Source organism: Nocardia sp. NPDC052566 (genome assembly GCF_044547285.1).
In the GTDB taxonomy this organism is placed as follows: Bacteria; Actinomycetota; Actinomycetes; order Mycobacteriales; family Mycobacteriaceae; genus Nocardia.
This window is the reverse complement of the sequence record NZ_JBIUAF010000003.1, coordinates 89,462-113,536: the sequence shown is the minus strand read 5'-3', so window position 1 is coordinate 113,536 and position 24,075 is coordinate 89,462. Positions and strand designations below refer to the sequence as shown.

The following is a 24,075-nucleotide window of genomic DNA, read 5'->3' as shown; positions in this document are numbered from 1 at the left end:
CTTACCGCGGCGCAGGCCACGCTCGCGGATGCGACGTGAACCGTCTGCATTCTCAGCAGCATTCGAAGGACCACCCATGCGCTTTCCGAAGTCTTTGCTCACCTTGACCACCCTCACCGCCATGCTCACCGCGGTGCCGGTCGCACTCGCGGACCCGGCGACCGCGCCGGGCGCGGCCGATTCCGCCGTGACCACCGCAGGCGCCTCCCCACCCGGCCAGGTCGACGGCAACCCGATCGGTTTCACCGCGACCACCGTCGACAGGGCCGCCGTTATCGATATCACCGGCGGCGCCATCCGCAGCCACGATGGCGTCCTCACCATCGAGGCGCTCGACCACACCGTGCTCGCCGGCGCCGAATTGTCGTTCCGGGTGGACGATTTCGTCTTCCCGATCGACGCCGAGGTGCACGACCGCACCGCGAAACTCACCCCGCGATTCGACCTGGACCACGCCGTCTACTCCCCCGTCGCACTGCCCTTCGAGGATTCGGCCGACTTCAAGTCGCCGTACCAGCGGGAGCGGGACGCATGGGCCAGGATGACCAGCACCATCGCCACCGGCGCGGTCCTCGGCACGGTGGTCGGCGGGCTGGGCGGCGCGGCCGTCGGCTGCGTACTCGGCGGCATCACCGGCGGCGGCCTCGCGGCGGCCACCCTGGTCGGCATCTTCGGCCCGTTCCTGCCCGCGGCGGCGATCGGCTGCCTGGCCGGTATCGCCGCGGTGGGCGCGATCGGCGCCGTCGCCGGTCAGCTGCTGGTCACCGCGCCGGTCGCGATCCTGGCCGCGATCCAGTACTTCGCCACCATCACCGCCCCGCTACCGGCGCCATAACGGCGAATTTGTTGACTCTCCCCCCACTGGAGGGTGTTCGCTTAGCGACATGACAGCGACCGTCTCCATCGGGGAGTTCGCCCGGCTGACCTACCTGAGCGTGAAAACGCTCAGGTACTACCACGACATCGAACTGCTCGAGCCCGCCGCGGTCGATCCGGGTTCGGGGTACCGCCGCTATTCGACCGGTCAGGTGGAACAGGCCCATCTGATCCGCAGGCTGCGCCAGCTGGACATGCCGCTGCCGGAGATCAGAGCGGTACTTGCCGCGCCCGACGAGTCCGCGCGCGACGAGGCGCTGCGCGCCCATCTGGCGCGGATGGAGGCGGAGCTGATCCGCACCCGCGACGTGGTCGCGTCACTGCGCTCACTGCTCACTCCGTCCGCGCCGCTCGAGGTGGAATACCGCTCGACGCCTGCCTTTCCGGCACTGGCCCTGCGCGACACCATCTCCCGGGACGGCTCGGGCCCCTGGTTCGACGCGTCGTACGGCCTGCTCTATCAGACCCTCGAAGCGGCAGGTATCGAACCGGCGGGGCCGGGCGGTGCCACCTATTCGCTGGCGTTCTTCGAGAACGACGAGGGCGAAGTGGTGCTCTACGTACCGATTCCGGCGGACGCCACGCTGACGCCGCCCGATGACCTGGAAATCGTCGAGATGCCGGGCCGCCGATTCGCCGTCGCCGTGCACACGGGCTCGTTCGATGATTTCGACCGCACCTACGGCGCGCTCGGCAGCCATGTCGCCGAACACGACACCTCACTGCGCGAACCCATTCGCGAGGTCTACCTGGTGAGCCCGGGCGAGACCGACGACCCCACCGGCTACATCACCGAAGTCTGCTGGCCCATCGGGCAGCTTGCGGCATGAGCGTCAGGCCCGGAGGCGGCAGCCTGCGTAACCACGAAGGGCCCCGCGAATGCCGCCATCAAACACTGCGAGAGGAAAATCCATGACACTGTCGTTGGCGCACATCACCTTCGACTGCACCGACGCGGCCGAACTGGCCGGGTTCTGGTCGGCACTGCTCGACAAGCCGGTCGATCCGAAGGCGAGCGCCGAATTCGCCACCGTCGGCATGGGCGCGAGCATGGCGCCCGCGCTCATGTTCATCCAGGTGCCCGACAAGAACCCGGGCAAGAACGTCATCCACATGGACCTGCACTCGCCGGACTACGAGGGTGCGGTGCAGCGCGCGATCGGACTGGGCGCCAAGCACATCGGCGATTTCGACGAATACGGCGCCAAGTGGTCCACGCTCGCCGACCCCGAAGGCAACCTCTTCGACATCGGCGCCGAATAGCCGGGAAGTACCGCGGGGGCCGGGTCGGTCGACTCGGCCCCTTCGCCGTATCTCAGGCGAGTTCCCGCTGCAGGTTCGCGAGGACCTCGGCCTGAATCTTCTTCAGCCCCAACGGCGCGAAGATCCCCTCGAAGATGCCCGCGACGCCGCCGGCGCCCTTCCACGAGGTGCGCAGCGTCACCTGCGAACCGGCGCCGTCCGGCGTCACCGTCCAGGTGTTCACCAGCGTCGAGTTCGAATCACGTTCGGTCACCATCGAATCCGACACCGACACCACGGCATGCACATTGCGCGAGCGCTTCTCGGTGGCCTGCAGGATCCACTCCGCCACCGTGCCCGCGCCCTTGCCACCCTCGATCACCTTGTAATCGCGGTAGTGCGCGGAAAGGATCTTGGGGCGGACCGTCTCGTAGTCCGCGATGGCCTCGAGTGCCTTCTGCGGATCCGCCGCAACGGCGATCGAACTGCTGGCGCTGACCTGTCCCACAATGAGCTCCTTGTCCGAATGCGGTATCACGACCGCGTCCCATCCTGCCTTGTCCCGGCGTAATTGCGCCGTCCAGGTGGGCAGGTTGGTCGAGTGGTACCCACCACGGTCGAACGCGATGCAACATATGCGTGACATTTCTCCTTCGCGGGCTACCTGACGGTAGCTCCGCGCAGTGGTGCGTACTAGCGTCGAGGGGTGGCATTGAGTCTGTTGGGGAAGGCCGGACCAGCATCGGCCGCACGCGAATCAGGGTTTGCCGCGCACCAGGCGGGCGTCGACCGCCTGCTCGCGAGTTATCGCGCCATACCCGCGCACGCCAACGTGCGCCTGGCGAAGAAGACCTCGAACCTGTTCCGTGTCAGAGCGAAGAACACCGCACCGGGCCTGGACGTCTCCGGCCTCGCCAAGGTCATCGCGGTGGACCCGGTGGCGAAGACCGCCGACGTGGCAGGCATGACCACCTACGAGGAGCTGGTCGCCGCGACACTGCCCTACGGCCTCGCGCCGCTGGTGGTGCCGCAGCTCAAGACCATCACCCTCGGCGGCGCGGTGACCGGCCTCGGCATCGAGTCCACCTCGTTCCGCAGCGGCCTGCCGCACGAGTCGGTGCTGGAGATGGACGTGCTGACCGGCGCGGGCGAGATCCTCACCGCGACACCGGACAACGAGCACGCCGACCTGTTCCGCGGCTTTCCCAACTCCTACGGCACCCTCGGCTACACGGTCCGGCTGAAGATCCAGCTGGAGTCGGTCCAGCCGTTCGTAGCGCTGCGGCACGTCCGCTTCCACGATCTGCGCGAGCTGGAGGACACGCTCGCCAAGATCGTCGTCGAGAAGACCTACGACGGCGAGCGGGTCGATTACCTCGACGGCGTGGTGTTCACCGCCGACGAGAGCTATCTGACCCTCGGCAGGCAGACCGACGAGCCGGGCCCGGTCAGCGACTACACCGGCATGGACATCTTCTACCGGTCCATCCAGCACGATTCGGCGGTACCGAAACGCGACCGCCTGACCATCCACGACTACCTCTGGCGCTGGGACACCGACTGGTTCTGGTGCTCGCGCGCCTTCGGCGCCCAGAACCCCAAGATCCGCCGCTTCTGGCCGAAGCGGTACCGGCGTAGCAGCTTCTACTGGAAGCTGATCGCGCTCGACCACAGATACACCATCGGCGACAAGCTCGAGGCGCGCCAGGGCAATCCGCCGCGCGAGCGCGTCGTGCAGGACATCGAGGTGCCGGTGGAGCGCACCGCCGACTTCGTCGAATGGTTCCTGCGCGAGATCCCGATCGAGCCGATCTGGCTGTGCCCGCTGCGGTTGCGCGATACCGGTGCGAACCCCGTCACATCGGGAACATCCGGACGTGCGTGGCCGCTGTATCCGCTCGAGCCGAACCGTACCTACGTCAACATCGGGTTCTGGTCGGCCGTGCCCACCGTCGCCGGACAACCCGAAGGAGCGGCCAATCGTGCCATCGAACGCACGGTGACCGAATTCGACGGGCATAAGTCGCTGTACTCGGATGCCTTCTATGACAAAGATGAATTCGCGCGACTGTACGGCGGCGAGACGTACACCGAACTGAAGAAACGCTACGACCCAGACCAGCGACTGCTGGATTTGTATTCGAAGGCGGTGCAACGCAAATGACCACGTTCAAGGACCGTTCCGACGTCTTTGCCGATCTCGGGACCAAGCTCAGCATTGCCGAGATCTTCGAGACCCTGATCGACGGCGAGGTTCCTATCCGGTTCACCGCCTACGACGGCAGTGCCACCGGTCCCGAGGACTCCCCGTACACGCTGGACGTCCGGACGCCACGCGGCATCAATTACCTGGCAACGGCCCCCGGCGATCTCGGCATGGCCCGCGCCTATATCTCCGGCGATATGGTCGCCACCGGCGTCCACCCCGGCGATCCGTACGACATCCTGAAGGCGATGGGCGACCTGAAGTTCCACCGCCCCTCGGCGCTGGCGCTGGTCACCATCGCCCGCTCGCTGGGCTGGGAGCGGCTCAAGCCGGTCGCGCCGCCGCCGCAGGAGACACTGCCGCGCTGGCGCCGGATCGCGCTGGAAGGCCTGCGGCACTCCAAGACTCGCGACGCCGAGGCCATTCATCACCACTACGACGTCTCGAACACCTTCTACGAGTACGTACTCGGCCCGTCGATGACCTACACCTGTGCGGTCTACGGCGACGAGAAGTGGACGCTGGAGCAGGCGCAGGAGAACAAGTACCGCCTCGTCTTCGACAAGCTACGCCTGAAGCCGGGCGACCGGTTACTCGATATCGGCTGCGGCTGGGGCGGCATGGTCCGCTACGCGGCCAAGCGCGGCGTCAAGGTCATCGGTGCGACGCTGTCCGCCGAACAGGCGGAATGGGCGCAGCAGAAGATCGCCGAGGAGGGCCTGTCCGAGCTGGCCGAGGTGCGCCACTCCGACTACCGCGATATCCCCGAGGTCGAGTTCGACGCCATCTCCTCGATCGGGCTCACCGAGCACATCGGGGTGCACAACTACCCGTTCTACTTCGAGTTCATGAAGAGCAAGCTGCGCGAGGGCGGCCTGTTCCTGAACCACTGCATCACCCGCCCGGACAACACCCGCACCACCAAGGCGGGCGATTTCATCGACCGCTACGTCTTCCCCGACGGCGAGCTGATCGGGTCGGGGCGGATCATCTCCGAGATCCAGAACACCGGGCTCGAGGTGCTGCACGAGGAGAACCTGCGCGAGCACTACGCGCTCACGCTGCGCGAATGGTGCAAGAACCTGGTGGCCAACTGGGATGCCTGCGTCGAAGAGGTCGGTGAGGGCACCGCGAAGGTCTGGGGCCTGTACATGGCCGGCTGCGAACTCGGCTTCCAGCGCAATGTCGTTCAGCTGCACCAGGTTCTCGGCGTCAAGCTACCCGCCGACGGCACCTGGACGGTTCCCCTGCGCCCCTGGTGGAGTGCCTGAGCAGGACGACGCTGGTCCGTGGCGTCTCGGTGCGCGGAGCGTCGGTGCGCGGCTGGAATGATCTGGCGCTGCCCATCCTGGTCCAGGAGTTCGTTTAGGCCGGGACGGGCAGCGTCCTAGTCCAGGAGTTCGTCCAGGAATAGGACGGGCAGCGTCAGGTCGCCGGTATGCGCTGACGCCGTCGGCATTTCGTCGCGCAGCACCTGCAGGATGGAGACCACGCCGGGCCCCGCGTCGAGCAGCGGCCTGGTCCAGCCGAGGTCGGCGCAGGTGATCGCGGCGGGCAACAGCAGCCCGGTCGCCTCGCCGACCCAGCCGGAGGCCGCCAGGCATTCGGCAAGCAGCAGCGCCATATCCAATTGCGCTCGCGGACGCCGCTGTTCGCTCATCCGGCCGTGCAGCGCGCGGGCCATGCGCACCGCGCGGTCCTCCGAGTCGATCCGGTGCTTGGCGAGCAGCGCGCGGATGGCGGCGATCTCCTCGGCTTCCGCGGTGAGCGCGGCCGAACCCGTCAGCCGATGGCCGCGATAGGTGTGCGTGTGCGCCTCGCCCGCGCCGTTGCTGTCGATCGCCAGCCCGAGCCGCAGCCGTTCCGCGCGGATATGCGCGTCGAGCCGGGTCAGCTTGTTGTCGGCCGCGATTCGGGCGCCCTCGTCCAGCCGGGCGGCGGCGGTGTACAGGTCGCCGCGCACCGCCTTCACCCTGGCGCCGATGACGAAGGTCGAGATCAGGAAGTCGACCGGGCCGACCCGGGTGACCAGCTGATGACTGTCGTCGAGCAGCCGGTCAGCGGCGTCGAGATCGCCTCTGCGGTAGTTCAATTCACCGAGTAGTGCGGCGGCCACCCGCACCGCGTGCGAGCGCGGGCCGGATTCGGTGCGCGCGGTCTCCCACGCCTGCTGAAAACACTGTGTCGCCGTGGCGATATCGAGCTGCTCGTAGGCGGCGGCGCCCTGCCCGCACAGCCCGAACACCATGCCGAGCGGCCCCTTGGTCCGCGCGTGGTATTCGGCGGCCCAGTCCTGGACTTCGCGCGCGCCGTCGAAGTCGAACTCGCACAGCCGCACGAAGCTGGTGAGGTTCGCGGCCGTCGACACCGTCCAATCCGGCAGCAGCTCAGGATGTTTCATACAGTCGGCGATCCGGTCGAGCACACCCTCGGTGTGATCCCTTGCGATCTGGTCCGATGCGGCGAGCACCGCGGCCTCGCAGCGCTGGCGGACCACGTCGGCATCCGAGGCCGAGCCGCGGGCCAGCAGATTCGACAACCGGCCGAGCGCGCTGCGCGCGGCGCCGGACTGCTGCAGGTTCACATTGGCCCGCGCGACCGCCATCAGCAGCTTGGACCGCGAAGCCACCTGCTGCACCGGCAGTTTCGACACGGTGCCGAGCAGCGTCGCCAACCGGGAGCCGTCGATGAGGTCCATCCCGCCGCCCTCGATGAGATCGAGCGCCATCTTCAGATCGGTCGCCGCCAGCGCGTGATCCACCGACTTGCGCAGCAGCTGATGTTCGGCGTACCAGCGGGATGCCTTGCGGTGCAGCGCCTTCAGCCGGCCCGGCTGTGCTCGCTCCAGCCTGGCCCGCAGATGTTCGGCGAACAGCGGCTGCATGCGGAACCATTCCGGATCGTGCTCGATGCGGCGCACGAACAGCTCGCGCTGCTCGGCCTGCTCCAGCAGCCGCTCGGCCGCCGGATCCTCCGACAGCGCCGCGGCGAGCGAGGCCGACACCCGCTCGGTCACCGCGATCGACATCAGGAAGTCGAGCATCTCCGGTTCCAGTGTGTCGAGCACGTTCTCGGCCAGATACTCGCGAATACCGTGCGTGCCCTCGGACAGGTTCGCGATCAGCTGCGCCGGATCGGCCTTGCCGCGCAGCGACAGGCTGACCAGTTGAATGGCGGCGGGCCAGCCGTCCGTCGCGCCGTGTAGCTGTTCGACCTGCGCGTCGGTCAGCGCGAAGCCGTGCTGTTCGATCAGGATCTGCCTGGTCTCCGCGACGGTGAGCCGCAGTGCGGCCGAACCGATTTCGACCAGCTCGTCGTGCACCCGCATCCGGCTGGTCGGCAGGCCGGACCGTTCGCGGCTGGTCACCACGAAACGCAGATGGTGACATCCGTTGTCCAGCAGGGAATCCATCACCGCGTGCGCGCCCTGATCGGCGACCCGGTGCCAATCGTCAACGACGACAACGATGGTGGCGCCCGCCGTGTGGATCTCATCGATCAGCGTGGCGACGACATAGGCGACCGCGTCCGCGGGCCGCTCCTCCAGCACCTGGTCGAGCCCGGCCCCGATATCGGGGCGCACCCGGCGGATGGCCTGGATGAGGTGGGCGAGGAACCAGATCTCGTTGTCATCGTCGTGCGCGACGCCGATCCAGGCGACCGCGACGCCGCGGGCGGTCAGCTCGGCCCGCCACTGCGCGGCCACCGTGCTCTTGCCGAAACCGGCGGGCGCGTGGATCACCGCCAGCCTGCGCCTGCCCCCCGCGCGCAGGATCTCCAGCAGCCGCGGTCTCGGCACCGGATCGCGGGCCGGGGTCTGCGGGCGGAACTTGGTCGCCGCGGTCGGCGGCAGGGTGGCCGCAGGCCCGGTGTTGCCCGTATGCCGGGAGACCGCGGGGCGCAGCGCGAGCGGCCAACTGCGCCGCGCCGGAAAGGCCTGGCGCGCATCGGCATTGCGCACCGGATCGGGCGGCCGGTAGGCGGTGGACGCGGTCGGCGGCAGCTTGGTGGCGATCGGCGGCAGCCTGGTCGCGCCGACCCCTGCGGCGTTCGGTCCGGTGGCACTCGGCGCGGCGTGCTGGGACACCACCGGCCGCAGCGCCAGCGGCCAACTGCGCCGGGCCGTGATCGCGGGCCGCGACCGGGTCGACGGGTCCTTCTCCGGCCCGGCCGTCAGGTCCTCGGGTTCGGCGGGTATCTCCGGCAGCGCCATCTCGTCCGGCATTTGGCCGTGATCGCCCTGCACCCCGCGCAGCAGCTCACCGAATTCGAACGCGCTGGCCGGGCGCTGCTCGGGGTCCTGGGCCATCGCCTGCTCGATCGCGGCGGCCACATCGGCCGGAATGTCGAGCTCGCGCAGGTCGGGCACCGGCTGGGTGGTGATCCGCAGGAACTGCGCGACGATCTTCTCCCCCGATTGCCGCTCGAACGCGGCGTGCCCGGTGAGTAAGGCGAACAGCGTCGCGCCGAGTCCGTAGATATCGGAGCGGACCGTCGGCTCCTCGCCCTTGAGCACCTCGGGCGCGGTGAACGCGGGCGACCCGGTGATCAGGCTGCTCGACGTGCGGAACCCGCCCGGAATCCTGGCGATGCCGAAATCCGTCAGCTGCGGTTCGCCGTACCCGCTGAGCAGCACATTGGCCGGTTTCACGTCCCGATGCAGGATCTGGGCGCGGTGCGCGCTCTCGATCGCGCCTGCCAGCTTCACCCCGGCCCGCAGCGTATCCGCCCAGGTGAGCGGGCCGTGTTCGGCGATGAGCCGCTCCAGCGAGCCGCGGTTGCAGTACGGCATCACGATCAGCGGCATACCGCTCGCGGTGACGTCGACCTGCAGGATGTCGACGATATTCGGATGGCCGGACAGCCGGCCCATGGCCTGTTCCTCGCGCAGGAAGCGCTCGCGGCTCTCCTGGTCGATCTCCGAGGAGAGCACCTTCACCGCGACAACCCGCTCCAGCGCCAGTTGCAGGCAGCGATAGACCACCCCGAACCCGCCACGACCGATCTCCACCGCGTCCGACAGGCCCATGGCTTCCAGTTCATCGGTGATATCGATGGGCATATTGCGCTGGGTGTTCGATGCGGCGGGATCCGACTCGGGGTACTCCCTACCCGAACGCGTCTCTGGAGTCATGTGACCACCTCGAACTCAGATCGAATCGGCGTCACCGGCGATCAACGAACACACCGATATCGGACACCCCGGGTGAACCTCTGGATGTCCGATATGTGTGCACATACTCCAACGTAGCGCGCTGCGGGACGGTTGGGTGGACGTTTCGTAACTGCGCGGTTTCGGCCAGGTCAGCGCTCGGCGGCCGGGGTGGTGTCCGGCGCCCACAGGAAGGAGAACTTCTCCATCACGTTCTGGCGCTTGGTGTTCTGGAAGGCCGCGATCAGCCAGCGGCCGTCCTGCTTGACCACCGTGTAGGTCTGCACCTTGGACAGGTCCGCCTGCTTCTTGCGCTCGCCCTTGTAGGTGTCGCCGCGGCTGGTCACCACGGCCGTATCCGGACCGTAGAAGCGGACGTTCAGGTAGGAATCGGCGAGCTTCGTGCCCTCGAGGAAGCTGGCGAATCCGGCGCGGTGTCCCTCGGCGATATCGGCGCGGCCCTCGTAGTGCGTGCCGATGTAGGAGGTGTAGGTGGCGTCCTCGGTGAACACCGCGCCGTATGCCACGGCGTCGGCGCGGGCCCACGCACCGGTCAGCTCGTCGAGCGTCGCGCAGATCTCCCGCAGCGACTGCTGCGACGCGGCGGCGCCGGACGGCTTGACCGCGGCGCACGAGGTGGTGCCGAGGCGCTGTGCGTCGGAGGTGTTGTCCAGGTAGAGGTAGCCGCCCGCGGCGGCGAGGCCGAGTGTCACCGCCGATGCGGCGAGGACGCGGGATACGGTGCGGCGCTTCGAACGTGGCTTGGTCGCGGCGGTGGCGTTGGTGCTCATGATCGTTTCTCCACAGGTCTATCGAGATAAGCGGGTTGATCGGGGTCAGCGCTGGGCGAGCGGGCGGGCGGCCGGGACGGTGCGGAAGGTGATGAGCTCCATCAGCTTCTTGCGCTTGGTGTTCTGGAAGGCGGCGATGAGCCAGCGGCCGTCCTGGCGGACCAGGGTGTAGGTCTGCGCCTTGCTCAGCTCCTCGGCCTTCTTCGGCGTGCCCTTGTAGGTGTCGCCGCGGCTGGTGAGCACTGCGGTGTCGGGGCCGTAGAACCGGATGTCGACCAGCGCGTCGGCCAGCTTGGTGCCCTTCAGGACACTGCCGAACAGTGCGCGGTGCGATTCGGTGATGTCGGCGCGACCGGCGTAGTAGGTGCCGACGTAGCTGGTGTAGGTGGCGTCCTCGGTGAAGACGGCACCGTAGGCGTCGGCGTCCGCGTTGCCCCACGCGGTGACCAGTTCGGCGATGACGTTCAGGATCTGCTGGCGGTCGGTTGCGTTGCCCATGATGTCCTCCGTGGTAGATTCTCTTCGTAGAGGAGCTTTCTTCTTTGAAGAAGTCTCTTCGTTGAGGAAGACATTAGAAGATGGAGGGATCCGGTGTCAACACCTGCCGAGGAAGAGGCCGCTGCCAGCGGAAAGAGGCCACAGGACGACGCGAGCGCGGTCTACCGGCGCTATCTGAGTGCGGTGATATTGCACGGACAGGCCGGGGCGAGGGCCGTCGACCTGCACGCCACCGACTTCTACGCGCTGAACATCCTGGCGCTGGCGGGCGCGATGACGCCCGGTGAGCTCGGTGCGCGCAGCGGCCTGACCACCGGGCCGACCACCCGGCTGATCGACCGGCTCGAGGAGGCGGGGTACGTGCGCCGGGTGCCCGATCCCAGCGACCGCAGGAAGGTGAGCGTCGAGCTGGTCAGCACGCCGGCCGATCTGGACCGAGTACTCGCGCCCGCGCAACGCCGCATCGGCGAGATCGTCGGCGGTTACACCCCCGAACAGCGTCAGGTGCTGTTCGACTACTTCACCCGCGCCGCCGACGCCTTCCAGGAGGCCGTCGAAGACCTGCGGTCGGCCCAGTAGCCGAGGGACTCACCGAGCCTTCGGGCGCACCGACTCGGCGACCTCGAGAAACCTTGCCACCAAGGGACTTTCGTCGTCCGCGCGGCAGACCACGTGCTGCCTGGTGACGGTGCCCGCGATCGGGCGGGCCACCACGCCGACGCGGCGCAGCACCCGCATCGAATCGGCGAACACCCCCGCGCCGAAATCGGCGGCCACCAGCGCGAGCACGGTCTGCACGCTGCGCCCCTCCGCCGCGATCTTCGGGACGACGCCCGCGCGGTGGCACACCGCGATGATCTCGTCGTAGGACGGCGGCGACACCTCGCGGGGCCAGAGCACCAGCGGGATCTCGCCGAGCGCCGAAGCGGGGACCGGCGCAGGCGGGTTACCCACCGCCCTGGCCAGCCGATGCCGTTGCGGCACAAACAAAGTCAGCGGCTCACGCAGCCACTCACGCGCGGCGAGGCGGCGATCGGCCAGCGGGAAGCGCTGGATCGCGATATCGAAGGCGCCGTCGAGCACGCCCTGCGACATCTCCTCGTCGTTGAAGCTCTCGACCAGCCGCAGATGCACCCGCGGCGCCTCGCGGCGCAACCTGGCCAGTGCCGCGCCGAGCGGGCCGTTGATGCCGGATCCGGCGAAAGTGACGGTGAGCGTGCCGGATCGGCCCTGCGCGGCCAGGCGCACGTCCTCCCATGCGGCATCGGCCTCGGCGATCACCCTGCGGGCCCGCTCCACCAGGGCCAGGCCGGCCGGAGTCGGCGCGAGGCCACGCCCTTCGCGCTCGAACAGCTCGGCACCCAATCGTTTTTCCAGCTCGTGCAGCTGGCGGCTCAGCGTGGGCTGGGTCAGCGACAGGCGGCGCGCGGCGGCGCTGACCGAACCCTCGTCGGCGATCGCCACGACGTAGGTGAGCAGCCGAATCTCCATCCATACCTCCCAGGCATGGCAAGGATACCTATTGATACTTCCAAGGCTGTTCTCTGGTCGGCGCGCGGCAGAGTAGTGCTCAGCCGAACGGCAACCGAATCAGCAAGGAGCACAAGCCATGACCAGCACCGGACCCACCGCCGACCACACCGTGAACGCCTTCTTCGCCGCCTTCGCCGCGCGCGACCTCGACCGGCTGATCGAGCTGATCGCCGAGGACGCCACCTGGAACATCCCCGGCGATCCGGCCATCGTCCCGTGGGCAGGGATCCGGCACGGGCGCGAAACCCTGCGCGCGGGCTTCTTCACCCCGCTGTTCGAGGCGGCCGAACCGCTGGCCTTCGAGATACTGCACACCAGCGCCGCCGACGGCACCGTCTTCGTCAACGGCCACTTCACCTACCGCTTCCACCCGTCCGGGCAGCTGCTCGACGACGAGTTCGTCATGCGGTTCACCGTCGCGGGCGGGCGCGTCACGTCCTACCGGATCTTCGAGGACTCGCTCGACCTGGCCCGCGTCTACACCGGCGATCCGACTCTCGGCTGGGTCGCCGCGTGACCAGCCGCCGGTACCCCTAGCGCAGCGCGAGGGCGATCAGCTGGGTGACCTGCTGATCGGAGAAGTTGTTGTCGGACACCAGGATCAGGGTGCGCTCGCCCGAGGGCAGCCGCGGGCCCCAGGTCATGCCCTCGATGTTGTCGACGTGGGCGAGGCCGACATCGGCGAGGTCGACCAGCAGGCGCTTGGTAGCCGGGCGGGCAGTGCCGATGGGCGCATCGAGGATGTTGGTCGCGGCACTGATATCGGCCTCGTAGATCCGGATGCTGTTGCCGACGCCCTGGACGAAAGAGCGTTCCAGCACAAGGAATTTCGTCGGGTCGAGCGGATCGGCCGCGAGAATCGAGGCGACGCCGGAGCCACCGGGTCCCGGTGCGTGTACCGGCGACATCGGATACGCGTACTGCGCGAGCAGCGTACCGAACCTGGTCTGCACGGTGATCCGGCTCAGCGCGCCCTCGGTGTCGGTCGGCGACGGGCCGTCCTGCAGCAGCGGCTCTTCGACGGCGGTGACGAACAGCGTGCCGCCCGCGGCGAAGGTGGCGGCCTCCAGCGCGGCATTGCGGCGCGGGCCCGAATTCGGCCGCATCCGTTCATTTTCCGGGATCGGCAGCTCACCCGCGAAGGCGCCGTCGGGGCGGGCGATGCGCACGGAGGGGTCGGCGAGCACGGTATCGGTGCGCTCACCCTCCTGCGTCCAGAAGTAGTCGCCGGTCCACGGATCGACCCGAATCTCCTCCGGATCCAACGATTTCGGCGCGTACAGCGAGCCGTCGGCGGTGCGCAGCGGACGGGTGCCGGTGAACGCCACCGGACCCATTCCCTTGCCGTCCACCGGAATTCGCGCGGTGTAGAAGCGCGCCGGGTTCACATCGGAGCGGTCATCGCTGATCAGCACGTACTCCCCGGTGCGCGGCTGATAGTCGATACCGGAGAGCCCGCCCACCGTCGTGCCCTGGAAATCCAGCCCGAACGGCACCACCTGCTCACCGAGCAGCCGAACCGGCCCGCCCACCTCAGCCTGCGCCGTGGCAGTAGGCACCCCGGCGAGCGCGATAGCGAGCGCGGCAATCAGAAACGCGTGTCTTCCCACGCTCGCTCACGTTAGCCACCATCGCCCGCCACCGGGTGAACTCCGCCCGAACTCCGCGCGCAATCCCGAACAGCCGCACACCTTTTGATGACGAAAGCCCGCCACCGCGTGGCGCGGTGGCGGGCTTTCAGCGCGACATTACTTGCGCAGCGAAGCGGGGACCTGGAAGCGGTCGCCGTACTTGGCGGCCAGCTCGTCGGCGCGGGCCACGAAGGCCTCCTGCCCACCCGGGTAACCGACGATGAACTGGTGCACACCACCGGTCCAGGCCGGGTAGCCGATGCCGAAGATCGAGCCGATGTTGGCGTCGGCGGTGGTCTCCAGCACACCCTCGTCGAAGCACTTCTGGGTCTCGATCGCCTCGATGAACAGCATGCGGTCGATCAGATCCTGGAGCGGCACCGTGAAGTCGGCGACGGTCTTGAAGTGCTCGCGCAGGCCCGGCCAGATACCGGTGCGCTTGCCTGCCTCGTCGTACTCGTAGAAGCCCGCCTTCTCCAGACGGCCCGGACGACCCTGCTCGACCAGGTAGTCGATGACGTCCTGCGCCGGGTGCCGCTTCTTGCCCAGGGTGGCGTCGCCGTGCTCGGCGGCCTCCAGGCTCTCCTTGGCGATCTTCTGCATGAGCTTGAGGTTCAGCTCATCCGAGAGCTGCAGCGGCGCGGCCGGGTAGCCCGCCTGCAGGCCGGCCTGCTCGATGGTCGCGGGCTCGATGCCCTCGGTGAGCATGGCGATCGCCTCGTTGACGAAGGTGCCGATGACGCGCGAGGTGAAGAAGCCGCGGCTGTCGTTCACCACGATCGGGGTCTTCTTGATCGCGAGGGTGTAGTCGAACACCCGGGCCAGCGCCTCGGCGGAGGTCTTCTCACCCTTGATGATCTCCACCAGCGGCATCTTGTCGACCGGCGAGAAGAAGTGGATGCCGATGAAGTCCTCCTGGCGCTTCACGCCGGTCGCGAGACCGGTGATCGGCAGGGTGGAGGTGTTCGAGCCGAGCAGCGCGTCCGCGTCGACGATGTCCTCGATCTCCTGGAACACCTTGTGCTTGAGCTCGGTGTTCTCGAAGACGGCCTCGATGACGAAGTCGACACCGGCCAGATCGGCCGCATCCGCGGTCGGGGTGATCCGGTCGAGTAGCGCCTTGGACTTCTCCTCGGTGGTCTTGCCACGCGAGAGCGCCTTGGCCTCGATCTTCTCGGAGTAGTTCTTGCCGCGCTCGGCCGCCTCGATGCTGACATCCTTCAGCACGACCTGGTAGCCCGCCTTGGCGGAGACGTACGCGATGCCCGCGCCCATCATGCCCGCGCCGAGCACGCCGATCTTCTTGATGTCCTTCTTCGGGACATCCTTCGGCCGCGAGCCACCGTTGTTGATGGACTGCAGATCGAAGAAGAACGCCTGGATCATGTTCTTCGCCACCGGGCCGGTGAGCAGGCCGACGAAGTAGCGCGACTCGATCAGCGACGCGTTGTCGATATCGACCTGCGCGCCCTCGACCGCGGCGGACATGATCGCCCGCGGCGCGGGCATGTTGGTGCCCTTGAGCTGCTTACGCAGGTTGGCCGGGAACGCGGGCAGGTTCGCCGCGAACGCCGGGCTGGACGGGGTGCCACCGGGGATCTTGAAGCCCTTCTTGTCCCACGGCTGCACGCCACCCTCGGGGTTGGCCTTGATCCACGCCTTGGCGGCGGGCACCAGCTCCTCGATCGAGCCGACGACCTCGTTGATCAGGCCGATCTCCTTGGCCTTGCCCGGGCGGTACTTGTTGCCCTGCAGCAGCAGCGACATCAGCGCGCCCTGGATGCCGAGCATCCGCACGGTGCGGGTGACGCCGCCACCGGCGGGCAGCAGGCCGAGGCTGACCTCGGGGAGGCCGAGCTGCACGCCGGGCACATCGGCCGCGATGCGGTAGTGCGTGGCCAGCGTGATCTCCAGGCCACCGCCGAGCGCGGCGCCGTTGATCGCGGAGACGACCGGCTTGCCGAGGGTCTCCAGGCGACGCAGCGCGGACTTGATGACGAAGAGCTCGTCCATCAGTGCCTGCGCGTCGTTCGGGCCGACCTTCATCATGTTCTTCAGGTCGCCGCCCGCGAAGAAGGTCTTCTTCGCCGAGGTCAGCACCACGCCGGTGATGCTGTCCTTCTCGGCCTCGAGCCGATCGACCGTGGCGGTCATCGACGTCTTGTACAGCTCGTTCATGGTGTTGGCGCCCTGGTTCGGGTCGTCCATCGTCAGCACGACGATGCCGTCCGAATCCTGCTCCCAACCGATCATGTTGGTTTCGGTGCTGGTCACAGCTCTGTGTCTCCTTGGTAATTCAGCTGCCGGTTGGGATTTAGACGCGCTCGATGATGGTGGCAACACCCATGCCGCCACCGATGCACAGGGTGATGAGCGCGTAGCGGCCGTTGCGGCGCTCGAGCTCGTCGACCATGGTGCCGGTGATCATCGCGCCGGTGGCGCCGAGCGGGTGGCCCATCGCAATGGCGCCGCCGTTGACGTTCAGCTTCTCGTCCGGCACCTGCAGGTCGCGCTGGAACTTCAGCACGACGGAGGCGAATGCCTCGTTGATCTCGACCAGATCCATGTCCTCGATGGACAGGCCCGCCTTGGCCAGCGCCTTCTTGGCGGCCGGGGTCGGACCGGTCAGCATGATGGTGGCGTCGGCGCCGCTGGTCGCGGTCGCGACGACGCGGGCGCGCGGGGTCAGGCCCGAGGCCTTGCCCGCTTCCTCGGTGCCGATCAGCAGCAGGGCGGCGCCGTCGACGATGCCCGAGCTGTTGCCGCCGTGGTGCACGTGGTTGATCTTCTCGACGAAGTGGTAGCGCTGCAGCGCCACGGCGTCGAAGCCGCCCATCTCGCCGAGGCCGGCGAAGGACGGGTTCAGCTTGGCCAGGTCCTGAGCGGTGGTGCCCGGACGCATGTGCTCGTCCTTGTCCAGCACGATCAGGCCGTTCTGGTCCTTGACCGGAACGATCGACTTGGCGAAGTAGCCGCCGGTGGTGGCCTTGGCGGCCAGCTCCTGCGAGCGCACGGCGTAGGCGTCGACATCATCGCGGGAGAAGCCCTCGATGGTGGCGATCAGGTCGGCGCTGATGCCCTGCGGCACGAAGTAGGTGTCGTAGGCGGTGGCCGGGTCCATGGCCCACGCGCCGCCGTCCGAACCCATCGGCACGCGCGACATCGACTCGACGCCACCGGCGATGACCAGGTCGTCGAAGCCGGAGCGCACCTTCTGGGCGGCCAGGTTCACGGCCTCGAGGCCGGAGGCGCAGAAGCGGTTGAGCTGGAAGCCGCCGACGGTGTCGGGCAGGCCCGCGGTGAGCACGGTGGTACGCGCGATATCGGCGCCCTGGTCGCCGACCGGGGAGACCACACCCAGGATCAGGTCCGAGATACGGTCCTCATCGAGGTTCGGGAAGCGGTTGCGCAGCTCCTGCACCAGACCCGTGGTCAGGTCGATCGGCTTGACCGAGTGCAGCGACCCCTTCTTGTTGCGGCCACGCGGGGTGCGGATGGCCTCGAAAATGTAGGCCTCTGTGGTCATATCGGAGTGTTCCTTCCTCAAGGGTGCGGTGGCCGGACCTGGGGTGTCCGCCCATGCGCTCTATGCCGCGACCGGGCAGGTTCCCACCCACCCGAACGCTTTTTGCAACCTCACCGACCGGCACTGCCGCCGACCGTCTGTGTTCAATTCGCGGTGCTCACGGGCCTTTCGTGGTCACGCTTCGCTTCCTCCTCCAGGCCTGACGCTCACACCGCCTGACGCTGTACAAAAGTTGGCAAACACCAGCAAAACGAGTGTTCCTGGACGCCCGTTGCCTGGGCATACCATAGAACCTCGCCATACCGGAGCTCACGGCCACCCGTTCATAGTACCGTGCGTGCGAACTCCGGTTAACTTAACGTCGTGTGGGCTCCGGTTGTCAACCGTCCAGACGTGTGGCCCCGAGCTCACTCTTGAGCAATTCGAGCGCCATCTCGTCCGGGTCGCGCCGATCGGCCGCCGCCACCGGCTTCTCCGCCTCGGCGAGCATCTCCTGCTCTTCCTCCGGCGTCGACGCCGCGGGCACCCCGTCCGGGCCGTAGCCCGGCGTGAAGTTCTGGTCGGTCGCCCCGGTGTCTACCGGGCCGAAATCCGCAGGTCCTGGGTCATCCGGTAGATCAGGGAAGTCGGGCGGCGGAATGTCGTCGTCGCCACCGAACGACCTCGGCTCGGCGCCGCGCGGCTTGGTCCCACCCGACTTGTCTGCCGCGGCCCCCTTGGCCTGGCTCGGCCGTGAGAAGCGCGGCGGCCCACCACCGTCGGTGTTCTTCGCACCCGGTTCGCGTCCGGCCGCGCGCGCCCTGGTGCCCGCACCGGCCGGTCGCGGCGCCGCCGCGGGCCGCGCCGGAGCGCCACCCGCCTCCCAGCGCACCTCGTGCGCACCACCGAGCACCGCACGCACCGCCGACCGCACCGCGTCCACGTTCTGCGGACTCGACAACCGCTGCACCAGCGGCGGACTCTGATGCGCGAACACGATCGTGTTCCCGTCCACCCGGGCCACCGAAGCCCCCGACAGCAACGCCTGCAACGTCGCCCCGAACTCCCGCACCTTCGTCCGGATGTCGGGCCACGCCGCCTCCACCGCGGCGAGCAGATCCTCCCCCGCCCCCGCCGTCGGCTCCGCCGACTGCGATTCCTGGTTCACCGGCGCGGCCACCCGCGACGGCACGGAAACCGATTGCGCGGCACCGAATTCCGCCGCAGCCGAACCAGCATGCGCCCCAGCCGGATCCGCCGCGCCACCGGAAGCGGGCACACCACCGCGAGCGGCATCGACACCACCCAACCCGGTCGCACCAGCACTTTCCGCCGCACGCACGGCACCCGAACCGGCGGCCTCCTGACCGCCACCCGCGGCCGCGCCTTCGGATGTGACGAACTGCGAGGCAGCCGATGTCGCGGCAGCAGACGTCGCTGTGGCCGAGCCGGAAGTCTCACGCTGCTGCCCGCTCTGCCCTGCCAGACCTTGCTCGGCATCGGGCGCGAACTGCGCGGCGGCAGTGGGCGATCCGGGGCCAACCGTGGCAGACGTAGCTGCCATCGCCGAGCCGGAGGTCTCACGCGACTGTCCGGCTTGTTCTACCTGACCAGCGGAATAATCTGTCGAACCAACCTCGGCGGCGGTCGCCGCACCCTGTTCGGCAGGACCCGCCGCACTAGCGACATCGGCCGTAGCCCCCTTGTCGTCGCCGATCAATGCGGCCGAGGCAGTCGCACCGGTCGGATGCTGGGTAACAGTGCTCGTCGAACTCTGCGCGGCACTCGTCGCCCAAGCCGCGCTCTGCTCAGCGATACCGGCCGAACCCTGGCCACCAGCCGCCGTCCCGGCAGCCCCGGTCCCGCCCTGGGCACCGGCCATCGGCGCGGCAGAGCCTGTGCCACCAGTCGTCGGCGTAGCACTTCGCTCAGCAGCACCTGCCGAGCTCGCCACGCCCGCCGTCGCTCCGGCCAAACCCTCGACACCGGCCGAGTGCCCGGAGTAGGCAGCACCACCCTCACTCTGAGCAGCACTCGTCGCCCAGGCCGCGCCTTGCTCGGCAGTACCGGCCGAACCCTGGCCACCGGTTGTCTCAGCAGCCCCGGCCTCATTCGGAACGGCGGTCACCCCAATAGGTTCGCCAATTCCGGCCGGACCTTGGGTAGTGGCAGCCGTCGTCACGGGCGCGGCGGCACTCTGCTGGACGGAGCCTGCCGGACTCTGGGCGGGGGCACTCGATGCGGCGCTTACCGAACCGTGGACACCTGCCGCCTCGGTAGCGCCCTGTGCAGCAGCCGCGGCAACTGGACTGCCCTGACCGGCACCCCCTGGGTGCTGAGCTGCGGCACTCACCGAGCCCTGTGCACCGGCCGACGAATCGATCTGCCCAGCGGGGCCTGTTGAGCTCTCAGCACCGGTCGTCGATATGGCTGACGCGGCCGCGCTCTGACCGGCGGCGGTCGGCGCCGAGGTTGCGGGAGCACCCGGATGGGCGGCGTCTTGTCCGGGACTGCGGGTCTGTCCGGGCACACCCGCCTGGGTTTGCCCGCCGGCGCCCGAGTCGCGGCCTGCGCGGCTTTCACGAAGGGCCGCAAGGGCTTCCGCGCCGCGGCGGCGGGAGGGATCGGCGGCGGCCGGGCGGGCCTGGGCGGATTCGGCAGGGGCCTGGGCCGATGCGGCCGAGGCCGCGGCGACGACGCCGGTGGCGATGCCGCGTTCGAGGCGTTCCAGGCGTTGGAGGGTGGCGGATTCCGCGTCGGAGACCGAAGGGAGAAGCATGCGGGCACAGACGACCTCGAGCAGGAGGCGTGGGGCGGTGGCGCCGCGCATTTCGCCCAGGCCGTCGTGCAGGAGTTCGGCGTAGCGAGCCAGGGTGGCGGCGCCGATGCGGTCGGCCTGGTCGCGCATGCGGTCGAGGACGTCGCCGGGGCCGGAGACCAGGCCGCGCTCGACGGCGTCGGGGACCGCGCGCATCAGGATCAGGTCGCGGAGGCGTTCGAGCAGGTCGACGGCGAAGCGGCGGGGATCGTGACCCGCCTCCATCACCCGGTCGACGGTGCCGAACAGGGCGGCGCCGTCGTCGATGGCCAGCGCGTCGATGGCGTCGTCGATCAGCGCGACATCGGTGACGCCGAGCAGCGAGACCGCCCGCGGATAGGTGACGCCCTCGGGGCCGGCACCGGCGAGCAGCTGGTCGAGCACGCTCAGGCTGTCGCGCGGCGAACCGCCGCCCGCACGAATCACCAACGGGTAGACGGCCTCCTCGACCGGCACCTGCTCCTGCTCGCAGATCTTGCCGAGCAGCCCGCGCATGGTGGCGGGCGGCAGCAGCCGGAACGGGTAGTGATGGGTGCGCGAGCGGATGGTCGGCAGCACCTTGTCCGGCTCGGTGGTGGCGAAGATGAAGATCAGGTGGGCGGGCGGCTCCTCGACGATCTTGAGCAGCGCGTTGAAGCCCGCGGTGGTGACCATGTGCGCCTCGTCGACGATGAACACCCGGTAGCGGGATTCGGCGGGCGCGTAGAAGGCGCGATCGCGCAGTTCGCGAGTGTCGTCGACGCCGCCGTGGCTCGCGGCGTCGAGTTCGATCACGTCCAGGTTGCCGGGACCGCCCGGCCCGAGTGCGACGCACGACGGGCAGACGCCGCACGGTTTCGACGTGGGGCCCTGCACGCAGTTCAGTGAGCGCGCGAGGATGCGCGCCGAGGAGGTCTTGCCGCACCCGCGCGGACCGGAGAACAGATACGCATGACTGATGCGCCCCGTGTCGAGTGCGGTACTCAGCGGGTCGGTGACGTGCTCCTGACCCACTACCTCAGCGAACGTTGCCGGTCGGTACTTCCGGTACAGAGCCACGGCCAGAGGTTACCGGCGAGCACCGACAAAGAACATTCGCGACGGGCGAGCCGGGCGGGACACACGACGAGCACTCCACCCCTATGTGATGCAAATCACAGCGCAGCCGAGACCTTAATTCCTGATGAATGGACGATGAGAATGACGGCAATGATCGAGCTATCACTATCGACAAACCGGTCGAACCGGGAAATTCACCACCGCGTCAATGGTCTTGATCATGAATATTCGTACTCACACCCCGGTTTTCCTGCAATTTGTGGAGATAACGAATGCGTCAATGCGGCTGGCACCGACGCAATCGGCTGGCTAACGTGGCACTCGGCAACTTCGGTAGCCAAACCTTCATCAGGTTGGTGACCCCGGCCGGTCCCTCATCCCGACCGGGGCACAACCTGGCTCTCGCACAAACCCAGCTCTCACACAGACCACAGTTCGCAGGGGGAGCTCTTCCGGCGGATCCGCCGTTCTCTCCCGCTTCCACACCGGAGGAACGTTCGACCGTGCCGTCGCGTGACGACATCGCCGCAGCCTGGCTCTCCAGTACCGATTTCGCGGGCGACAACGCCGCCGTCGACCTACTGAGCCGCGCAATCAGCCCGCAGGACTTCGCGATCAAGCGCGATTCGCTGCCGGTCGCCGCCGCCGCTGATCCGTCCACCGCCGCAGCCATTCTCGAACTCCTCGAACGCGGCCAGGTGCCGACCATGGCCGCCATCCGTACGCTCACCGCGCAGAACGAGATGCGCCGCGAGGCCGAGCGCATCGAACGCCTCGGCAAGCGGGCCCAGCGCAGCATCGACGAATTCGGCCGCGTACTCGCCAGGCTGGCCAACGACCACTGGACCGCGCACGGCATCGGCCCCACCCGGCGCGATGTGCTCGGCTCCCCCGAGATCGTCGAGCTGATCCGCACCCGCATCGGCGAGATCGCGCCGACCGCGGTCAAACACCTGTGGCTGATCGAGCGGGCCCAGCGGGCCGGCTGGATCGCCTCCAACGCCGCGCCCGGATCACTGTGCGCCGCACGGCGTTTCCACGCCGCCAAATACGGCAACCGGGTCTCGCTGCGCCCGATCAACACCATCGGCACCCTGGTCGCCGGCTTCCTCGACGACTACCGCACCGAGCACGGCCGCCCGCCGCGCTGGGCGGCGCTCGCGCACGAGCTGCGCGACGACCGCGGCCGCCGGGTGTTCCACGACACCGCCGACGCGCGCGCCCAGCAGCTGTGGCTCACCACGGCCGAGTGGATGGCGGTCGAAGACGAGCTGCCGATCCCGGGAAAACGTGGTGCGCGCGCACTCGCGAAACTGGCCCGACGTTAATTCCATGTAACCGTGTTAACGGCAAGTAACCAGGTCGGACCAGCGCAGATGCCTCCTGTGAGGGTTCGGTAATTTCTTCGCAACGCATCATGCGTGGAAGGAGTAACCGTGTCCTCAACACTCGATCCCGCGGCCACCGCCTGGCTGCTCATCAGCACTGCCCTGGTGCTGCTGATGACACCGGCCCTGGCCATCTTCTACGGCGGGATGGTGCGCTCGACCGGCGTACTCAACATGCTGATGATGAACTTCATCGCGATCCCGCTGGTGACCGTGGTCTGGCTGCTCGCCGGCTACAGCCTCGCCTTCGGCGACGACGCGGGCGGCGGCCTGATCGGCGACCTCGGCCACTTCGGCATGGCGGGCATCGACCCGAACACCATGCACGGCCAGGTGCCCGAGCTGCTGTTCGCCACCTTCCAGCTGACCTTCGCCATCCTGACCGCGGCGCTGGTCAGCGGCGCCATCGCGGACCGCGCGAAATTCACCGGCTGGATCGTCTTCGTGCCGCTGTGGGCGCTCGTGGTGTACGCGCCGATCGCGCACTGGGTGTGGAGCACCGACGGCTGGCTGGCGAAGTTCGGCGCGCTCGATTACGCGGGCGGCCTGGTGGTCGAGATCGCTTCCGGCGCTTCGGCGCTGGCGCTCGCCATCGTGCTCGGCCCGCGCATCGGTTTCAAGGTCGACGCGATGCGCCCGCACAACCTGCCGTTCGTGCTGCTCGGCGCGGGCCTGCTGTGGTTCGGCTGGTTCGGTTTCAACGCGGGCTCGGCGCTGGCCGCCAATGGTGTTGCCGCGGCGGTGTTCTTGAACACGCTGGTCGCGGGCTGCCTCGGCATGCTCGGCTGGCTCGCGGTCGAGCAGATCCGTGACGGGCGCCCGACCACGTTCGGCGCGGCCTCGGGTGTGGTGGCCGGTCTGGTGGCGATCACGCCGTCGTGCGGCTCGGTGAATACCCTCGGCGCGCTGATCGTCGGCCTGGTGGCCGGTGTGGTGTGCTCGTTCGCGGTGGGCTGGAAGTTCAAGGCGGGCTACGACGATTCGCTCGACGTGGTCGGCGTGCACTTCGTCGGCGGCGTGGTCGGCACCCTGCTGATCGGCCTGCTGGCCAACCAGGTGATGACCGGCGGGGTCGAGGGCCTGCTGTACGGCGGCGGGCTGGCGCAGCTCGGTAAGCAGCTGGTCGGCGTACTCGTGGTCGCGGCCTTCGCCTTCGGCGTCACCTTCGCGCTCGGCAAGATCATCGACAGGACCATCGGCTTCCGCGTCAGCAAGGAAGACGAGACCTCGGGCATCGACTTCGCACTGCACGCCGAAACCGCCTACGCCGAAGGGGTGCACGGACATTCGCCGCGCGGCCACTTCGGCGGCGGACTGTTCGGGCACGGGCACGGCGCACCGGGCGACAACGACGCCGACCGCTGAACCATCGAGAAAGGCCCTGACCAGTCGTGCTG

18 protein-coding genes are annotated in these 24,075 nt (G+C 68.3%); 9 read left to right on the top strand and 9 right to left on the bottom strand.

Annotation, left to right across the window (positions count from 1 at the left end):
* Positions 1-76: 76 nt before the first annotated feature.
* The 3 genes from ACIG5A_RS14650 (at position 77) to ACIG5A_RS14640 (ending at position 2,139) form a co-directional block, all read left to right on the top strand.
* On the top strand, positions 77-835 hold the full coding sequence (locus tag ACIG5A_RS14650) for a hypothetical protein (RefSeq protein WP_397240725.1): 759 nt from the start codon (positions 77-79) through the stop codon (positions 833-835).
* Between the two features lie 49 nt (positions 836-884).
* Complete coding sequence (locus ACIG5A_RS14645) at positions 885-1,706, top strand: MerR family transcriptional regulator (protein ID WP_397240724.1); 822 nt, start codon at positions 885-887, stop codon at positions 1,704-1,706.
* An 82-nt stretch (positions 1,707-1,788) separates the two neighbouring features.
* The gene (locus tag ACIG5A_RS14640; protein WP_397240723.1) at positions 1,789-2,139 is read left to right on the top strand and encodes a VOC family protein; all 351 of its coding nucleotides are present in this window, start codon (positions 1,789-1,791) and stop codon (positions 2,137-2,139) included.
* Positions 2,140-2,191: 52 nt separating this feature from the next.
* Here ACIG5A_RS14640 and ACIG5A_RS14635 read toward each other — a convergent pair whose 3' ends face one another.
* Positions 2,192-2,626 (bottom strand): SRPBCC family protein, encoded by a 435-nt coding sequence (locus ACIG5A_RS14635; protein WP_397241754.1) that lies wholly within the window; start codon positions 2,624-2,626, stop codon positions 2,192-2,194.
* A 204-nt stretch (positions 2,627-2,830) separates the two neighbouring features.
* Between ACIG5A_RS14635 and ACIG5A_RS14630 the strand changes: the two genes are divergently transcribed.
* Positions 2,831-4,282, top strand: coding sequence for an FAD-binding oxidoreductase (locus ACIG5A_RS14630; RefSeq protein ID WP_397241752.1), 1,452 nt, complete (start codon positions 2,831-2,833; stop codon positions 4,280-4,282).
* Positions 4,279-5,595 (top strand): class I SAM-dependent methyltransferase, encoded by a 1,317-nt coding sequence (locus ACIG5A_RS14625; protein WP_397240722.1) that lies wholly within the window; start codon positions 4,279-4,281, stop codon positions 5,593-5,595. Before ACIG5A_RS14630 ends, ACIG5A_RS14625 begins: the two co-directional genes overlap by 4 nt.
* A 116-nt stretch (positions 5,596-5,711) precedes the next feature.
* On the opposite strand, the gene ACIG5A_RS14620 is transcribed toward ACIG5A_RS14625, so the two are convergent.
* From ACIG5A_RS14620 to ACIG5A_RS14610, 3 genes are all read right to left on the bottom strand, one after another.
* Positions 5,712-9,458, bottom strand: a complete 3,747-nt coding sequence (locus ACIG5A_RS14620) for a protein kinase (RefSeq protein WP_397240721.1) — start codon at positions 9,456-9,458, stop codon at positions 5,712-5,714.
* Between the two features lie 170 nt (positions 9,459-9,628).
* A complete protein-coding gene (locus ACIG5A_RS14615; RefSeq protein WP_397240720.1) occupies positions 9,629-10,267 on the bottom strand; it encodes an SgcJ/EcaC family oxidoreductase in 639 nt (212 codons plus the stop codon).
* Between the two features lie 45 nt (positions 10,268-10,312).
* Entirely contained in the window at positions 10,313-10,765 is a 453-nt protein-coding gene (locus tag ACIG5A_RS14610; RefSeq protein WP_397240719.1) for an SgcJ/EcaC family oxidoreductase, read from the bottom strand.
* A gap of 93 nt (positions 10,766-10,858) precedes the next feature.
* On the opposite strand from ACIG5A_RS14610, the gene ACIG5A_RS14605 reads away from it, so the two are divergent.
* Positions 10,859-11,344: a MarR family winged helix-turn-helix transcriptional regulator gene (locus tag ACIG5A_RS14605; protein WP_397240718.1), complete on the top strand. Its 486-nt coding sequence runs from the start codon at positions 10,859-10,861 to the stop codon at positions 11,342-11,344.
* Between the two features lie 9 nt (positions 11,345-11,353).
* Here the strand turns inward: ACIG5A_RS14605 and ACIG5A_RS14600 are convergent, their stop codons facing one another.
* The gene (locus ACIG5A_RS14600; protein WP_397240717.1) at positions 11,354-12,256 is read right to left on the bottom strand and encodes a LysR substrate-binding domain-containing protein; all 903 of its coding nucleotides are present in this window, start codon (positions 12,254-12,256) and stop codon (positions 11,354-11,356) included.
* Between the two features lie 118 nt (positions 12,257-12,374).
* On the opposite strand from ACIG5A_RS14600, the gene ACIG5A_RS14595 reads away from it, so the two are divergent.
* Complete coding sequence (locus ACIG5A_RS14595; RefSeq protein ID WP_397240716.1) at positions 12,375-12,815, top strand: nuclear transport factor 2 family protein; 441 nt, start codon at positions 12,375-12,377, stop codon at positions 12,813-12,815.
* A gap of 16 nt (positions 12,816-12,831) precedes the next feature.
* Here ACIG5A_RS14595 and ACIG5A_RS14590 read toward each other — a convergent pair whose 3' ends face one another.
* The 4 genes from ACIG5A_RS14590 to ACIG5A_RS14575 form a co-directional block, all read right to left on the bottom strand.
* Positions 12,832-13,908: an esterase-like activity of phytase family protein gene (locus ACIG5A_RS14590; protein WP_397240715.1), complete on the bottom strand. Its 1,077-nt coding sequence runs from the start codon at positions 13,906-13,908 to the stop codon at positions 12,832-12,834.
* Positions 13,909-14,046: 138 nt separating this feature from the next.
* Positions 14,047-16,182 carry a 3-hydroxyacyl-CoA dehydrogenase NAD-binding domain-containing protein gene (locus tag ACIG5A_RS14585; RefSeq protein ID WP_397241750.1) on the bottom strand — a complete coding sequence of 712 codons (2,136 nt, stop codon included), beginning with the start codon at positions 16,180-16,182 and terminating at the stop codon, positions 14,047-14,049.
* Positions 16,183-16,243: 61 nt separating this feature from the next.
* A complete protein-coding gene (locus ACIG5A_RS14580) occupies positions 16,244-17,455 on the bottom strand; it encodes an acetyl-CoA C-acetyltransferase (RefSeq protein WP_397240714.1) in 1,212 nt (403 codons plus the stop codon).
* A gap of 379 nt (positions 17,456-17,834) precedes the next feature.
* Positions 17,835-21,290, bottom strand: a complete 3,456-nt coding sequence (locus ACIG5A_RS14575) for a DNA polymerase III subunit gamma and tau (RefSeq protein WP_397240713.1) — start codon at positions 21,288-21,290, stop codon at positions 17,835-17,837.
* 503 nt (positions 21,291-21,793) lie between these two features.
* Here ACIG5A_RS14575 and ACIG5A_RS14570 point away from each other — a divergent pair.
* Positions 21,794-22,618: a hypothetical protein gene (locus tag ACIG5A_RS14570; protein WP_397240712.1), complete on the top strand. Its 825-nt coding sequence runs from the start codon at positions 21,794-21,796 to the stop codon at positions 22,616-22,618.
* 108 nt (positions 22,619-22,726) lie between these two features.
* The gene (locus tag ACIG5A_RS14565; RefSeq protein ID WP_397240711.1) at positions 22,727-24,043 is read left to right on the top strand and encodes an ammonium transporter; all 1,317 of its coding nucleotides are present in this window, start codon (positions 22,727-22,729) and stop codon (positions 24,041-24,043) included.
* Positions 24,044-24,075: the final 32 nt, after the last annotated feature.

Coding starts and splice junctions, on each gene's coding strand:
- ACIG5A_RS14650 (WP_397240725.1), top strand. CDS start 77: ATGCGCTTTCCGAAGTCTTTGCTCACCTTGACCACCCTCACCGCCATG.
- ACIG5A_RS14645 (WP_397240724.1), top strand. CDS start 885: ATGACAGCGACCGTCTCCATCGGGGAGTTCGCCCGGCTGACCTACCTG.
- ACIG5A_RS14640 (WP_397240723.1), top strand. CDS start 1,789: ATGACACTGTCGTTGGCGCACATCACCTTCGACTGCACCGACGCGGCC.
- ACIG5A_RS14625 (WP_397240722.1), top strand. CDS start 4,279: ATGACCACGTTCAAGGACCGTTCCGACGTCTTTGCCGATCTCGGGACC.
- ACIG5A_RS14620 (WP_397240721.1), bottom strand. CDS start 9,458: ATGACTCCAGAGACGCGTTCGGGTAGGGAGTACCCCGAGTCGGATCCC.
- ACIG5A_RS14615 (WP_397240720.1), bottom strand. CDS start 10,267: ATGAGCACCAACGCCACCGCCGCGACCAAGCCACGTTCGAAGCGCCGC.
- ACIG5A_RS14610 (WP_397240719.1), bottom strand. CDS start 10,765: ATGGGCAACGCAACCGACCGCCAGCAGATCCTGAACGTCATCGCCGAA.
- ACIG5A_RS14600 (WP_397240717.1), bottom strand. CDS start 12,256: ATGGAGATTCGGCTGCTCACCTACGTCGTGGCGATCGCCGACGAGGGT.
- ACIG5A_RS14595 (WP_397240716.1), top strand. CDS start 12,375: ATGACCAGCACCGGACCCACCGCCGACCACACCGTGAACGCCTTCTTC.
- ACIG5A_RS14585 (WP_397241750.1), bottom strand. CDS start 16,182: ATGATCGGTTGGGAGCAGGATTCGGACGGCATCGTCGTGCTGACGATG.
- ACIG5A_RS14580 (WP_397240714.1), bottom strand. CDS start 17,455: ATGACCACAGAGGCCTACATTTTCGAGGCCATCCGCACCCCGCGTGGC.